Raw genomic sequence first — 14834 nt, 5'->3', positions numbered from 1 at the left:
GGCGGAGATCGCCGTCCGAGGACCGGACCGGACGTGTGACCTGCGTCAAAGAATTCCGGAGCGCTCACGACCGGCCGGGATCGGCGCAGCGGCGGAGTATCGCAGCCACATCGCCGAATTGAGTGGTTTTGCTCGCGCGCGTTGCCCAAGCGATGCCGACTGATGTTGGTCATCGGGTCCTGAGATGCGGGATAATGGCTTGGAAGCAATGTGTTCGATGCCGGTGGCGCGTGTCCCACTTTGACGCGCGTGCCCTCCCAGGGCTGTCGGCTTTGACGATGAGCTGGTTTCAGGAAGGGGAACGAGCATGGCGGCCATGAAGCCGCGGACGGGCGATGGCCCGCTCGAGGTGACCAAGGAGGGGCGGGGCATCGTCATGCGCGTTCCGCTCGAAGGCGGCGGTCGGCTCGTCGTCGAGCTGACCCCTGACGAGGCCGACGCCCTTGGCGACGCCCTCAAGAAGGTCGTCGGCTGAGCGGAAGCGACCATACCCTTTCGGCTGCCCCGGCATCTCAGGAGATGCCGGGGCAGCAGTTTTTCCCGGGCTTTTCCACGAATGGCCGTACGGCCCTCACCGGCTCAGCGCTTGACCGCGCAGAGCAGCCCGTCACCCACCGGCAGCAGTGACGGCATCAGGTCCTGGCTCTCGCGTGCGGCCCGCAGCAGCTCTCTGAGGCGCAGCACCTCCGTGGGCTGCGGTCCCGAATCCATCGTGCGGCCGTTGGCGAAGACGCCCTCGAAGACGACCAGTCCCCCCGGACGCAGCAGGCGCAACGATTCAGCGAGATAGTCCATGACCTCCTGCCGGTCGCCGTCGCAGAAGACGAGGTCGTAGCCGGCGTCGGCGAGGCGGGGCAGGACGTCCAGCGCGCGGCCCGGAATGAAGCGGGCCCGGTTGCTGGCGAAGCCACAGGCGCGGAAGGCCTGGCGGGCGAACTGCTGGTGCTCCGGCTCGGGGTCGACGGTGGTCAGCACCCCGTCCGGGCGCATGCCGTGCAGCAGATGGATGCCGGAGACACCGGTGCCGGTGCCGATCTCGGCGACGGCCTTGGCGTCCACGGAGGCGGCCAGCAACCGCAGCGCCGCGCCCGTGCCGGGCGACACCGAGCGCAGCCCGGCGTCACGGGCCCGGTCGCGGGCCCAGCGCAGGGTTTCGTCCTCGGCGACATAGGCGTCGGCGAACGCCCAGCTCGTCTGCCGGTTGCCGGTAATGAGCCTCTCCTTGCCCCGTGGTTGCCTGGGCGTGACTGTATCCGTTGCCGCCGGGAACCCGCAGATGGGACCGGGCGTTTAGAGGGGTGGAGACGCACCCGGGGGGACACAGTTGGATCACAATGCCGAGCAGGCCCTCGAGCAACTGCTGACGCAGGGGACCGAGTGGTATCAGCCCAGATCAAATTCTCGTAAAACCGCTTATCCGGAGCTAACGGGCGAGGTGGCTATGGTAGGGGCTCCACTGGAGACAACCAGAGCCGACAGGGGAGGTGCGGCCGCGCCTGGAGATCGTGGGGGAGTGCTGCGGCGCTTCCTCGGATCGGCGGGCAGGCCGAAATCCGTGAACAACACTGCTGACCACAGCCACGCCGGCGACTACGCCCAGACCGCGACCTTCGCCACCGACGCGGACGGGCAGGCGTGGACTCCGCCCACCTGGGAGGAGATCGTCAGCACGCACAGCGGCCGCGTCTACCGCCTCGCGTACCGCCTCACCGGCAACCAGCACGACGCCGAGGACCTCACGCAAGAGGTCTTCGTCCGCGTCTTCCGCTCGCTGTCCACGTACACACCGGGCACCTTCGAGGGCTGGCTGCACCGCATCACCACCAACCTCTTCCTGGACATGGTCCGCCGCAAGCAGCGCATCCGCTTCGACGCCCTCGGCGAGGACGCGGCCGAGCGACTGCCCAGCCGCGAGCCCTCACCCCAGCAGGTCTTCAACGACGCCCACTTCGACGCGGACGTCCAGCAGGCCCTCGACACCCTCGCGCCGGAGTTCCGCGCCGCGGTCGTCCTGTGCGACATCGAAGGACTGTCGTACGAGGAGATCGCCGCGACCCTGGGCGTCAAGCTCGGCACCGTCCGCTCACGGATCCACCGCGGCCGTTCCCAGCTGCGCAAGGCCCTCGCGCACCGTTCGCCCGAGGCCCGCGCCGAGCGCCGCTCCTTCATGGCCAGGGTCCCCGCCTTGGGGGGAGGGGGCGCGTCCGCGTGAGTGGATCACTGCCCAAACCCGGCGAGGGGAGCCTCGCGGAACAGCATCTGGGAGACCGACTCGCCGCCCTGGTGGACGGCGAGCTGGGTCATGCCACGCGGGAGCGTGTTCTCGCGCATCTCGCCACCTGCCCGAAGTGCAAGGCGGAGGCGGACGCCCAGCGCCGCCTGAAGAACGTCTTCGCGGAGGCCGCCCCGCCCCCGCCCTCGGAGAGCTTCCTGGCCCGGCTTCAGGGCCTGCCGGGAGGTGATCCGGAGGATGGCGACAGCTCGCCGTTCGGCGGGGGAGGACTCGGAGCACTGTCGGGGCGACCCGGCGCCGCCGGAGCCTTCGGCGTGAGACGTGGCGAGCGCTTCGAGTTCGGCTACGTCCCCGCCCGCCCGCACGCCTCGGTGCTCCCGCCCTCCGCGGGCCGGGGCTTCCGCATCCATGACGTCAGCCGTCACGAGGCCGAGCGCTCGGCCTCGCGCGGCATGAGGTTCGCGTTCGTCGCCGCCGGGGCGGTGTCGCTGGCCGCGATCGCCCTGGGCGGCGTCACCACGGGGGCACCGGGCGACACCGACGCCCGCGGGGCCGGCAGCAATGTGACTCCGGCGCGCACACCGGGCACGGGAGCGGCGGTGCCGGAGAACCAACGGCGGCGTGGCGTGGGTCCGTTGCTCGCACAGGATCAGGGACAGCGGACGCTCGGCGACACCCCGGTCTCCCCGACCGAGGCGTCCGCGCCGCTGCTGCCGGGCGTCCCCGCCCAGGTCAAGGAGGCGGCTCTGCACAGCCTCACGGCGCCCGTGCTCGCCGGTGCCGCCGCCATGTCCCCTCTCATACGTCCGCTCAGCAGCACCCCGCCGCTCACCCTGACGTCCTGGTCCGCGACTTCGGACCTGTCCGCCTCCGGCCTCCCCGCCGCGCCCGTCCCCCACACGATGTCCGCGCCCACGCCTCCCAGCACCTCCCGCTGACCGGTGCCCTGCTCCGCGGCGCGTGAACCTGGTTGAATCCACAGGTAGGTCGACGTGCCGCGGACCGCGGCCGGTCAGCTGTGGGGAGAGCATGGACGAGGGGACGCCCACGAAGGCGAAATGGTGGAGCCGACCCAGGCCACGGGGGGTTTCCGGGCCGGGCGAGAGCGACACCCCGACACCAGCCACGACCGGATCCGACGCCGATTTCGTGCTGAGGGCTCCGGAGGATGGGGTGCCTGATGCGGGGGCTGGTGTGCCGGGGGCTGAGGGCGACTTCGAGTTGAGGGCTCCGTTCGGCGGGGCGAACTCGGAGGGTGACTACGAACTCACGGCCCCGCGGGACTCGTCCGTCGAGGAGGGGGACTTCGCACTGGCGCGGCCGCTGCCGACGGAGTCCCCTGCGACGGACACTCCCGTCGACGACCGTTCCACCGAGCCGGTCGACGCCGTCGGTCAGGGTCCTGCAGAGCCCGCCACGGTCCGCCCCGAGCCCGCGCACGGCTCCGACTCCACCAGCACCCCGCCGTACGGCGTACCGGGCCCCTGGGCCCCCGCTCCGCCGGTCCAGCACCCGGCGACCGCACCCGCACACGGCGCAGCGATACCCACGCCGCCTCCGCCGCCCGCCCACGCCACGCCTGTGACCGGGGACACGGTCACTTCCGGGCCGCCGAAGGACCATGACGTGCCCGGGCCGCACGGCTCACCCACGCCCACACCGCCGCAAGCGCTGTCACCAGTGCCCCGCACCCCTTGGCAGAACTACGACCCCTGGGCTCCCGTCCCCGCCCCCCTCCAGCAAACCGGCGCCGCCGTGGACACCAGGGACACCCGGCGTCGCCGAGCCCGGCGAGCGCTCCTCGCCGGCGCTCTCCTGCTCGCGCTCGTCGCAGGCGGTGTCGGTGGGGTCGTAGGGGCGTATCTCGAGCGCAATGGTGCGGGAGGGGACGTCGTGGAGTTGCCGCAGGCTGCGGAGGAGCCCAGGGGGCGGGCTCCCGACAGTGTCGCCGGGATCGCCGCCCGCGCCCTGCCCAGCGTCGTGACCCTGCATGTGAGCGGGGCCGAGGAGTCCGGTACCGGTACCGGCTTCGTGCTGGACGATCGCGGGCACATCCTGACCAACAACCACGTCGTGGAGCCGGCCGGGACCGACGGCGAGATATCGGTGACCTTTCACAGCGGGGACACCGCCAAGGCCACCGTCGTGGGACGGGACAGCGGATACGACCTCGCCGTCGTCGAAGTGAGCGATGTCAGAGGCCTGAAGCCCATGACCCTCGGCAACTCCGACAACGTCCAGGTAGGCGACCCGGTCGTCGCCATCGGCGCCCCCTTCGACCTGGAGGGCACCGTCACCGCCGGGATCATCAGCGCGAAGGAGCGGCCCATCACCGCCGGAGGCGAGAGCGGGGGCGGCACTGACGTGTCGTACGTCGACGCCTTGCAGACCGACGCCCCCATCAACCCCGGCAACTCCGGCGGCCCGCTCCTCGACTCCCGGGCCCGGGTCGTCGGCATCAACTCCGCCATCCGTTCCGCCGACGACGGATCCGGTTCCGGGACCGGGCAGGCCGGCTCGATAGGTCTCGGCTTCGCGATCCCCGTCAACCAGGCCAAGCGGGTCGCCGAAGAACTGATCAACACGGGCAAGGCGACCCACCCCGTCATCGGCGTCACCCTCGACATGGACTACACCGGCGACGGCGCCCGCGTCGGGACGAAGAGCGGTGACGGCGGACCCGCCGTGACCGAGGGCGGCCCGGGCGACAGGGCCGGGCTCGAAGCGGGCGATGTCATCACCGCGGTGGACGGCCGCCGTATCCACTCCGGCGACGAGCTCATCGTGAAGACCCGCGCCCACCGTCCCGGAGACCGCCTCGAGCTCACGGTCGAACGCGACGGCAGGGAAAAGTCCGTCTCATTGGTGCTCGGATCCTCGGACGGCGACTAAGAGAATTGAAAGAGAACCGTCAGAGGACCGATTAACAGAAACCTCACAGAGGCGGCCCCAAACCGCTCTCCACAAGGCAAACAACCCGGAAAACCGCCCACCCGCCCGCACTCGGAGCCCTCGGGACAGTACCGGTCGTACGGGAACGGCAGGTACCGTGGACCCGGCCCGGACCACGGAAGACCCGCACAGACCACCGAGGGCCGAGGACCGAGGACATCGCAAGGAGCTTCAGGTGTTCAATGACATAGGACCGCTCGAGCTGATCACGCTCGTTGTCCTCGCCGTGCTCGTCTTCGGTCCGGACAAGCTCCCGAAGGTCATCCAGGACGTCATGCGGACCGTGCGCAAGATCCGTGAGTTCTCGGAGAGCGCCAAGCAGGACATCCGCTCGGAGCTCGGCCCGGAGTTCAAGGACTTCGAGTTCGAGGACCTCAACCCGAAGACGTTCATCCGCAAGCAGCTGGACAACGACGAGCTGGGGCTCAAGGAGATCCGTAACGGCTTCGACCTGAAGAAGGAGATGGCCGAGGTCACCGACGCGGTGCACAGCACGGACACCCCCGCGGCGTCTTCCTCCGGTGGTCGGATCGACATGACCAAGAAGCCCGAGGAGCCCGGCGAGGACAACCGCCCGCCCTTCGACGCGGACGCCACCTGAGCCGTACGCACCACCGGAAGGCGCCTGCCCGAGCAGTTCGGCTCGCGGGCGCCTTTTCCCGTCGTACGTGACGCGTTTCATACCCTGCTCTCACCTCGTACGGCCTGAACGCATCCCCCATGCGCCCCGCGCGCCGGGCGGTTTCCCGGCAGCTCGGAGCGGTGTGGCTATGCTGCCGAGTTGTTGTGCGGGCCGTACGCGTACCAGCGACGCCGCCCGAAGGGGGGCGGGCCGGTCCGGTCCGACGAGAGCTAGTAGGAGGCGTCCGGCACATGGAGACGACGAGTGGGGCGGTCGCGCAGGCGCCGGCCGCGGAGGGTGGCCAGCAGGTTTCCTCCGCCCGGCGCACGGTCGACGGCTACCTTCAGGCGCCCTTTTCCTGGTACGGCCTCGACGAGGCCTTCACGGGGCCGCGCTGGCTGATGCAGGTCGGCACGTCGGCCGACGGGGCCGTCGAGCACGGGTCGATCGGGCACGGTGACGAGCCCTCGGTGAAGAACGAGGCGGGTTCCACGGCGGAGCCGAAGGAGAAGTTCGCGGTGGTCGTGACCGTCGCCGCGAACCCCTCCCGCAGGAGCGCGGACGGCACGGGGCTGCTGGAGGCCACGTCCGTCTCCTCCGCCGCCTGGCTGGCCGGGGTGGGGCTGCTGTCGTTCACCTGGCCCGGCCAGATGGACCACTCCCTGCGGGACGACTGGCTGGACCAGCAGACCGAGACGGCCTGGGTCCTGGCGGACGACCTCGAAGGAGCCGACTGGTCCACGCTGTCGCTGCCGGTGGACGGGGTGCCCACGCCCTTCCACTACCGGGAGTCGGAGTTCGGCTGGGTGCTCGCGGGCTCCACGCGGGAGGGGGTGCACGTGGGGGCGTACGGGAGAGGCATGAGCGCGTACGGGCTCGGGTTCGCGATGATCAAGGACATCTCGGCGTACGCCTAGCGCGTACGGGGGCACCGCAGGCCCGTGCGGTGCCCCACAACTGTCCTATCGGCCCAGTCGCCGCCGTACCCGCCGGACCTGGCGGTGGTCGGCGACCGCGTCGAGGAACCGGCGTCCGGCACCGGACGCGTGGGCCGGGCCCTCGAGTCGCAGCAGGGCGCCGTCGCGGACGACGGCGTACGCGACGGGGGCGCCGGACCTCGGGAGGGCGACCGGGTGGCGTCCGTCCGGGAGCCGGAGGCGAGCGGGCAGCCTCAGCCGTGCCGTCGTCCCGTCGTCACCGGCGATCAGCGCGGCGTCCGCCGTCAGGGCGGACACGGTGACCTTGAGGCGGGCCGGACCACTGGCCGCGGTCGCCGCCAGGTACGGCAGCGGGAGCGACGCCTCGCCGCGCGCGGTGTTCGCCGCGGCGGCACCGGCCGTGTCGGAACCGAGCCTTCGCCGGCGCTGGTCCACGTCGAGGGCGAGCTGGCCGCTGCCCGTCCAGTACGGCAGCGCGAGCCGCCCGCCGGTCAGCGCCGGGCCCGCGGCCGGGGCGCCCGGGGTGCCGTCGCCGGTCAGGCGGACCATGCGGTCGACGCCCAGCAGCTGGACGTACGCCCACACGTCGTGCACCCCGCGCGCCAACGGCCGCCCGCCCGCGAGCCGTTCCGGATCGAGCCGCAGCCGCCCGGACGCGACGAGCCGCGACCGCCCCTGGCCGAAGGGCTCGAGCCGCACTTCCAGGTCGCCCTCGGGGTACCACCAGTCCTCGCGGTCGCGGTCCTTGACGACCAGTTCGGCGTACGCCAGCCGGAAGGGATCGCGGGCCTCCCAGCCGTCCTCGGTCCCCGGGACCCCGGCGAGCAGCTCCGGGTCGAGCCACCGCTTCCCGTCCCGCTCGAGCAGCACCAGCGGCTCGCCGTCCCCGCGCTGCAGGTCAAGGGTGACGTCGGCGACCAGTCTGCCGCCCTTCCATCGCAGTCCGCCGACCGTGCTGCGGACCTTGACCTCACGGATGCGCTCGGCGAGGGCCACGGCGCCGTCGAAGTCACCGCGTTCGAGGAGTTCGGCGCGGAGGCGGGACAGGGTGGGGAGCCCTTCGCGTACGGCTGCCGGGAACTCCTCGATCGCCAGATGCCGGGCCGCCTCGAAGCGCTCCCGCTGTGCAGCCGGCTCCTCGCGGAGGATCTCGGGTTCGCGGGTGCGGGAGAGGATCTCGACGTGGTAGAGGCGGTGCAGGAGGCGGTTCTGCAGCGCGTCGATGTCGTCGGACGGGGGCGTGCCGTCCTTGATCTGACGCACGACGGTGCGGCAGTTGGACCAGAAGCCGTGACGCGGGTTGAAGCGATGCCGGGTGTTGTTGCCGCCGTCGTCCCGCTTCATCCAGTAGTAGCAGGGATAGTCGGCCAGGACCGAGATCCGCTCGGCCTTCAGATAGGCGGCGCTGACGAAGGCCAGGTCCTCCAGGATCCAGGGCCCCTCGGGGAACAGCAGACCGTGCTCCTCGATGAAGGCGCGCCGGAACATCTTGTGCGGCGACATGCTCTGCATGAGCTCGTCGTACTCGATGGTGCACACGTCCACCGTGTGCCGGAACAGCCGTCGGGGACGCACCATCGTGCTGGACATCTTGCCGAGGACCACGTCGGCGTCATTGTGCTTGGCGTGCTCGTACAGCCGCTCCAGGGCCTCGGGCCCGAGCATGTCGTCGTGGTCGACGAACTGGATGTACTCGCCCTCGGCGTGTCGTATGCCGAGGTTGCGGGGGGCACCCGGCCAGCCTGAGTTCGGCCGGGTGTGCACCTGAACGTTGGGGTGTACGGCCGCGAGCTTCTCCACCCGGGCCGGTGTGTCGTCCGACGATCCGTCGTCGACGTAGATGACCTCGTACTCGTCGGCGGGCAGACTCTGCCCGAGCAGCGACGGGGCACACTCGTCGACGTACTTCCCGGTGTTGTGGACGGGAACGATGACGCTGACCTTGACTCCCGGCATTCCACGGACCCTACCGGGCCCCTGGAATGCCTTCCGTCACATGCGTCTCAGAACTTGTTCCTCGGCGTGATCCCCAGCGACAACCCCGAAAGCCCCCGCTGCCGCCCACCGAGCTTCCCCGCGATCCCCCGCAGAGCAGCCCCCGCCGGAGAGTCCGGGTCCGTCAGGACCACCGGCTTGCCCTCGTCGCCGCCCTCGCGCAGGCGGACGTCGATCGGGATGGAGCCGAGGACCGGGACCGTCGCACCCGTCGTGCGGGTCAGGCCGTCCGCCACCGACTGACCGCCACCCGTGCCGAAGACGTCCACCATCTCGCCGCAGTGCGGGCACGGCAGGCCGGACATGTTCTCCACCACGCCGACGATCTTCTGGTGGGTCTGGACGGCGATGGAGCCGGCGCGCTCGGCGACCTCCGCCGCCGCCTGCTGCGGGGTCGTCACCACCAGGATCTCCGCGTTCGGGACCAGCTGGGCCACCGAGATCGCGATGTCGCCCGTGCCCGGGGGGAGGTCCAGGAGCAGTACGTCCAGGTCGCCCCAGTACACGTCCGCCAGGAACTGCTGGAGGGCACGGTGGAGCATGGGCCCACGCCACACCACCGGCGCATTGCCCGGCGTGAACATGCCGATCGAGATGACCTTCACGCCGTGCGCGGACGGCGGCATGATCATGTTCTCGACCTGGGTGGGGCTGCCGTCGGCGCCCAGCATGCGCGGCACCGAGTGGCCGTAGATGTCGGCGTCGACCACGCCCACCTTGAGGCCGTCGGCGGCCATCGCCGCCGCCAGGTTCACCGTCACCGAGGACTTGCCGACACCGCCCTTGCCGGAGGCGACCGCGTAGACGCGGGTGAGCGAGCCGGGCTTGGCGAAGGGGACCTCGCGCTCGGTCTGGCCGCCGCGCAGCGCGGTCGCCAGCTCCTTGCGCTGTTCGTCGCTCATCACGTCGAGCGTGACGTCGACGCGGGTGACGCCCTCGACGGCCGCGACCGCGTCGGTGACGCGTTGCGTGATCGTCTCGCGCATGGGGCAGCCGGAGACCGTCAGGTACACGGTCACCGCGACCGCCCCGTCGGCCCCGATCTCCACCGACTTCACCATCCCGAGCTCGGTGATGGGCCGGTTGATCTCGGGGTCGTTCACCGTCGCCAGTGCCTCGCGCACCGCGTCTTCGCTAGCCATACAGACGATGGTACGGCGCCGTACAAGCCCCCCTGTACGGCTCTCAACGGTCGTCTACGTCACGTCCCGATGGCCGATCCGACCGTTCTGCCCGGAATACGACATGCCCGTCGTGCTGCTGCCGTGCCTCCAGCTCCTTCATCAGGTCCTGGAGCTCCGAGCGGATCCAGTCGCGCGTCGCCACCTCCCCGAGGCCGATCCTGAGGGCGGCGATCTCGCGGGTCAGATACTCGGTGTCCGCGATCGACCGCTCGTTCTGCTTGCGGTCCTGTTCGAGATTGACCCGGTCCCGGTCGTCCTGCCGGTTCTGCGCGAGCAGGATCAGCGGGGCCGCGTACGAGGCCTGGAGGGACAGCATCAGGGTGAGGAAGATGAACGGATAGTTGTCGAAGCGCAGATCGCGGGGCGCGAAGATGTTCCACAGCACCCACGCGATGATGACGACCGTCATCCAGACGATGAACCGCCCGGTGCCCAGGAACCGCGCGATCCGCTCCGACAGCCGCCCGAACGCCTCCGGGTCCCACTCGGGCAGCAGCCGGCGGCGCGGTGCCCGCGGCTGGTCGAGCCGGGTGCGGGGGCGGGTGGCCGCCGTGGCCCCGGCCGGGCCGCGCTCACGGGCCGACGTCTCGCGCTCAGGCACCATGAGGGGTCCCCTCTTCGGAGTCGAACTCCGTCTCCCGCCAGTCCTCCGGCAGCATGTGGTCCAGTACGTCGTCCACGGTCACCGCGCCGAGCAGCGAGCCCGAGTCGTCGACCACGGGTGCCGCGACCATGTCGTACGTCGCGAAGAACCCGGCGACGACCGGCAGGGTCGCGTCCGGATCGAGGGCCTGCAGGTCGTCGTCGAGCATGGAGCTGACGAGGGTGTACGGCGGGTCGCGCAGCAGCCGCTGGAAGTGGACCGTGCCGAGATACTTGCCGGTCGGTGTCTCGTCGGGCGCGCGGCACACGTAGACCTGGGCGGCCAGGGCCGGGGAGAGGTCGGCGTTGCGGACGCGGGCGAGCGCGTCGGCGACGGTCGCGTCCGGCCGCAGGACGATCGGTTCCGTCGTCATCAGACCGCCGGCCGTGTGCTCCTCGTACGCCATCAGGCGCCGCATGTCGGCCGCGTCCCCCGGCTGCATCAGGCTCAGCAGCCGCTCCTGCTCCTCCGTGGGGAGCTCGGAGAGCAGGTCGGCCGCGTCGTCGGGGTCCATGGCCTCCAGGACGTCGGCGGCCCGCTCCTCCTTGAGCTTGCCGAGGATCTCGATCTGGTCGTCCTCGGGAAGCTCTTCCAGTACGTCGGCCAGGCGGTCGTCGTCGAGAGCCGCGGCCACCTCGGCGCGCCGCTTGGGGGAGAGGTGGTGCAGGACGTTGGCGAGGTCGGCCGCGCGCAGCTGCTCGAAGGTGGCGAGGAGGCTCTCGGCGCCCTGTCCGTGCTCCTCCAGCGTGAAGCCGGTGACCGCGGACCACTCGACGGTCAGCGCCTCGCCCCTGCGCCTGAACGCCCCGCCCTTGCCGCCCTTGCGCACGAAGACCCGGTCGATCTCCCAGTCCCGGCGGGCCGGCAGGTGGTGCACCGACGCGTCGAGGACGGTGACCTGTTCGTCCGTCTCCACGAGCGTGACACGCCGGTCGAGGAGCTCGCCGAAGACCAGGCGCTCGGTGGGCCGTTGCTCGAAGCGGCGGACGTTGAGCACGCCGGTGGTGATGACCTGGCCGGACTCGATGCTCGTGACCCGGGTCATGGGCAGGAAGATGCGGCGCCGGGTGGAGAGTTCGACGACCAGCCCGAGCACGCGAGGTGGCCGGCGCCCGACGCGCAGCACGACGACGAGGTCGCGTACGCGGCCGACCTGGTCGCCGTTGGGATCGAAGACGGCGACGCCGGCGAGGTGCGAGACAAAGATCCGGGGGGCGCCCGCTGCCATGGCTGTGCTTCCTTTGCGTACGGGGTGTTTCGTTCGTCGTTCGTTGTCCGGATTGCCCGCTCGGGAGGGCTTAAGGCTAGCCCGTACCGATCGGATACGCCCTGGTGAGCGGTCCGGACGGTCTGGCTCCGCCCGAGGCCCGGAGCCCCGGTACGCTGCCGTACGCCGCTGAAGGACCCTCGTCAGAAAGGCAGCCCCACCTGTGACTGCGATTCCCCAGGGCCGTGCCCGCAGGGCCGTACTGGTGAGCGCGATCTGCGCCCTGGTCGTGACGGGAACGGGGCTGACAGGATGCAGCGAGGATCCCGACGAGGGCACCAACGGGGTCGGCAAACTGCCCGCCGCCCAGATCCAGTCCAGGACCCGGGCGGCCGCCGGGTCCGCCGACGCGCTGCGCCTGTCGGGGAACGTCGTCACCAGCGGGCGTACATACAAGCTCGACATGCGCCTGAACTCCGACGGCGGCTCCGGGTCGGTCACCGCGCAAGGGGCCACCTTCCAGCTGCTGCGGATCGGCAAGGAGCTGTACCTCAAGGCGGACGCCGACTTCTGGACCCAGGAGGACGGCAAGGGCGACGGTTCGGACTCGGACGCGGCCGCCGACAAGCTCGACGGCAAGTACGTGAAGGTGCCGTCGGGCGACCCGGCGTACAAGAAGTTCAGCGGTTTCACGGACAAGGACGTTCTCCTCGACGGACTTCTGACGCTGCACGGCAGCCTGGACACCGACGGCCACCATGAGCAGGCGGGTACCCGCACGATCCGCATCACGGGTGACAAAGGCGACGGCGGCACGCTGGACGTCTCCCTGGAGGGCCGGCCGTACCCCCTGCGCCTGGCCCGGGCGGGCGGCGCGGGCACGCTGACCTTCTCGGCCTGGGGCAAGAACTTCTCCCTGACCGAACCGGGCAAGGACGAGACGGTGGACTACGGCAAGCAGCTGCCGACGTCCTAGCGTTTGCGCCGTTTCAGCAGCAGCCGCGGAAGCCCCGCCGGGATCGGCTCACGCGTGGTCGCCGGTGTCGGCAGCGGCGGTTCGGCCAGGTCGCCGTCGGGGAGCGATCCCATGATCCCCGTCGGCTCGAGCCGCAGCACCCGGCACTCGCGGGACCAACGGTCCGTCATCGCCTCGCCGTCGGGGGCGTTCAGCCGTTTCCCCTTGAGCTCGGCGACGGCCGCCTCCCACGCCTCGGATCCGGGCGCCAGTTCCACGACCTTCGCCGCCCAGGAGACCAGCCGACCGCCCTTGTCCTTGCTCCGGACGGTCACCTCGGCCGGGCCCCCGTCGGTCAGTCCGGGCAACGGCTGCTCCCCGGGCCCGTCACCGACCAGGCACGCGGCGCCTTCGTGCCACACGTGCCACAGGGCGCGGGCCGGGCCGCCGGGCCCCGCGACCCAGATGAGGCCGGACTTCTTCGTGGCCTCCTCGACGAGGGCCCGGTCGAGCAGCTCACTTGTCATGGGGCCCACCCTAGAGCCAGCCGTTGCGCTTGAGGGTGCGGTGGATGCCCAGGCAGATGACACCGGTGATCGCCATGATCACCGGATAGCCGAGCTTCCAGTGGGTCTCCGGCATGTAGTCGAAGTTCATGCCGTAGACCCCGCACACCATCGTCGGTACGGCGATGATCGCGGCCCAGGACGTGATCTTGCGCATGTCCTCGTTCTGGGCGACGGACGCCTGCGCGAGGTTGGCCTGGAGGATGGAGTTGAGGAGCTCGTCGAAGCCGAGGACCTGCTCCTGGACGCGGGCGAGGTGGTCGGCGACGTCCCGGAAGTACTTCTGGATGTCGGGGTCGACGAGCCGCATGGGCCGCTCGCTGAGCAGCTGCATGGGCCGCAGCAGCGGGGCGACGGCCCGCTTGAACTCCAGCACCTCACGCTTGAGCTGGTAGATCCGCGCCGAGTCGACACCGCGCGAGACCTTGCCGCCGCGCCCCGGGGTGAACACCTCGGTCTCCACCTCGTCGATGTCGTCCTGCACCGCGTCGGCGACCGCGACATAGCCGTCGACGACATGGTCGGCGACCGAGTGCAGCACCGCCGAGGGGCCCTTGGCGAGCAGCTCGGGGTCGTCCTGGAGCCGGTGGCGCAGCGCCCTGAGCGAGCCCTGGCCGCCGTGCCGGACGGTGATGAAGAAGTCCCGGCCGGTGAAGCACATGACCTCGCCGGTCTCGACGATCTCGCTGTTGGCGGTGAGCTCGTCGTGCTCGACGTAGTGGATGGTCTTGAAGACGGTGAACAGGGAGTCGTCGTAGCGCTCCAGCTTGGGCCGCTGGTGGGCCTGCACGGCGTCCTCGACGGCGAGCGGGTGCAGCCCGAACTCACCGGCGATACCGGAGAATTCGGCCTCGCTCGGCTCGTGCAGACCGATCCAGACGAACCCGCCGTCGCGGCGCACCTGGCGCATCGCCTCGTGCGGGCTCAGCTGCTGGTCGGTCTCCACGCGCCGGCCGTCGCGGTAGACGGCGCAGTCGACGACGGCGGAGGGTGTCGAGGGGTCGCGCGTCGCGTCGTACGCACCGGTGTCCTTGCGCAGCGAGGGGCGCGACGGCCGCACGGCGGCACGCAGGTCACGGATCATCGACATGGCAGGCTCCTTCGTGACGGGCAACAAAGGGCGCCGGCGAGGGATGGAACTACCCGGAATGGGGACGTCCTGCTGTGGGTGTTTGGCACGTCCACAAAGCGGGGAGCACCGCACCATCGCGGTGGCGAGCTTCGCTACTGATTCAGCTACTGCTGCAGATCAGACAGATCAGGCAAAACGAACGAAGTGCTCTTCCGCACGAAGACGCGAACGTGAAAGGCGGCGGTTGCCGAAAGTCACAGAGCTGCATCAGCGGCCGGAAGAACGAGTGGTACTACCAGGTCGACTTCGATCCATGACAGCCCCACCTCCTCCGGCCGGTCCCTCGTAAGGGACGATCCATTCCCGTAAGGGAGTCTCACTGGCGTCGGGACTCGATGCGCGACGCTTCTGCGTGCTGCCCCGGCGACCGGGCAAGACTATCAGCCGGCCCAAGTGTCAAGGTGCTG

General features: G+C 70.5%; 14 protein-coding genes. 7 read left to right on the top strand and 7 right to left on the bottom strand.

The window, feature by feature from the left end:
- Positions 1 to 307 precede the first annotated feature (307 nt).
- Positions 308 to 475: a DUF3117 domain-containing protein gene (locus RNB18_RS16080; protein ID WP_003966491.1), complete on the top strand. Its 168-nt coding sequence runs from the start codon at positions 308 to 310 to the stop codon at positions 473 to 475.
- 104 nt (positions 476 to 579) lie between these two features.
- Here the strand turns inward: RNB18_RS16080 and RNB18_RS16075 are convergent, their stop codons facing one another.
- Positions 580 to 1278, bottom strand: coding sequence for an O-methyltransferase (locus tag RNB18_RS16075; protein ID WP_280863795.1), 699 nt, complete (start codon positions 1276 to 1278; stop codon positions 580 to 582).
- 235 nt (positions 1279 to 1513) lie between these two features.
- Between RNB18_RS16075 and sigE the strand changes: the two genes are divergently transcribed.
- The 5 genes from sigE (at position 1514) to RNB18_RS16050 (ending at position 6724) form a co-directional block, all read left to right on the top strand.
- Positions 1514 to 2212, top strand: coding sequence for an RNA polymerase sigma factor SigE (gene sigE / locus RNB18_RS16070; RefSeq protein WP_057610053.1), 699 nt, complete (start codon positions 1514 to 1516; stop codon positions 2210 to 2212).
- Positions 2209 to 3171, top strand: a complete 963-nt coding sequence (locus RNB18_RS16065) for an anti-sigma factor family protein (RefSeq protein ID WP_311714733.1) — start codon at positions 2209 to 2211, stop codon at positions 3169 to 3171. Before sigE ends, RNB18_RS16065 begins: the two co-directional genes overlap by 4 nt.
- A 91-nt stretch (positions 3172 to 3262) precedes the next feature.
- The gene (locus RNB18_RS16060) at positions 3263 to 5125 is read left to right on the top strand and encodes a trypsin-like peptidase domain-containing protein (protein ID WP_311714732.1); all 1863 of its coding nucleotides are present in this window, start codon (positions 3263 to 3265) and stop codon (positions 5123 to 5125) included.
- Between the two features lie 235 nt (positions 5126 to 5360).
- Entirely contained in the window at positions 5361 to 5786 is a 426-nt protein-coding gene (locus RNB18_RS16055) for a sec-independent translocase (RefSeq protein WP_057610056.1), read from the top strand.
- Positions 5787 to 6058: 272 nt separating this feature from the next.
- Positions 6059 to 6724 (top strand): hypothetical protein, encoded by a 666-nt coding sequence (locus RNB18_RS16050; protein ID WP_311714731.1) that lies wholly within the window; start codon positions 6059 to 6061, stop codon positions 6722 to 6724.
- Positions 6725 to 6769: 45 nt separating this feature from the next.
- On the opposite strand, the gene RNB18_RS16045 is transcribed toward RNB18_RS16050, so the two are convergent.
- Genes RNB18_RS16045 through RNB18_RS16030 form a run of 4 tightly spaced genes read right to left on the bottom strand, consistent with a single transcriptional unit; the run spans position 6770 to position 11795 of the window.
- The gene (locus RNB18_RS16045; RefSeq protein WP_311714730.1) at positions 6770 to 8701 is read right to left on the bottom strand and encodes a glycosyltransferase family 2 protein; all 1932 of its coding nucleotides are present in this window, start codon (positions 8699 to 8701) and stop codon (positions 6770 to 6772) included.
- 47 nt (positions 8702 to 8748) lie between these two features.
- Positions 8749 to 9882 carry an Mrp/NBP35 family ATP-binding protein gene (locus tag RNB18_RS16040; protein ID WP_311714729.1) on the bottom strand — a complete coding sequence of 378 codons (1134 nt, stop codon included), beginning with the start codon at positions 9880 to 9882 and terminating at the stop codon, positions 8749 to 8751.
- 43 nt (positions 9883 to 9925) lie between these two features.
- Positions 9926 to 10528 carry a DUF1003 domain-containing protein gene (locus RNB18_RS16035; RefSeq protein WP_311714728.1) on the bottom strand — a complete coding sequence of 201 codons (603 nt, stop codon included), beginning with the start codon at positions 10526 to 10528 and terminating at the stop codon, positions 9926 to 9928.
- Positions 10518 to 11795: a magnesium transporter MgtE N-terminal domain-containing protein gene (locus tag RNB18_RS16030; protein ID WP_311714727.1), complete on the bottom strand. Its 1278-nt coding sequence runs from the start codon at positions 11793 to 11795 to the stop codon at positions 10518 to 10520. Before RNB18_RS16030 ends, RNB18_RS16035 begins: the two co-directional genes overlap by 11 nt.
- 202 nt (positions 11796 to 11997) lie before the next feature.
- Here RNB18_RS16030 and RNB18_RS16025 point away from each other — a divergent pair, with 202 nt between their 5' ends.
- On the top strand, positions 11998 to 12750 hold the full coding sequence (locus tag RNB18_RS16025) for a hypothetical protein (protein ID WP_311714726.1): 753 nt from the start codon (positions 11998 to 12000) through the stop codon (positions 12748 to 12750).
- Here the strand turns inward: RNB18_RS16025 and RNB18_RS16020 are convergent.
- Positions 12747 to 13256 carry a hypothetical protein gene (locus RNB18_RS16020; RefSeq protein WP_311714725.1) on the bottom strand — a complete coding sequence of 170 codons (510 nt, stop codon included), beginning with the start codon at positions 13254 to 13256 and terminating at the stop codon, positions 12747 to 12749. The two genes, RNB18_RS16025 and RNB18_RS16020, sit on opposite strands and share 4 nt — an antisense overlap.
- A 10-nt stretch (positions 13257 to 13266) precedes the next feature.
- Positions 13267 to 14385: a magnesium and cobalt transport protein CorA gene (locus tag RNB18_RS16015; protein WP_311714724.1), complete on the bottom strand. Its 1119-nt coding sequence runs from the start codon at positions 14383 to 14385 to the stop codon at positions 13267 to 13269.
- Positions 14386 to 14834: the final 449 nt, after the last annotated feature.

This window comes from Streptomyces doebereineriae, from assembly GCF_031845645.1.
Classification (GTDB): domain Bacteria; phylum Actinomycetota; class Actinomycetes; order Streptomycetales; family Streptomycetaceae; genus Streptomyces; species Streptomyces canus.
This window is presented reverse-complemented; position numbering and strand designations above follow the sequence as displayed.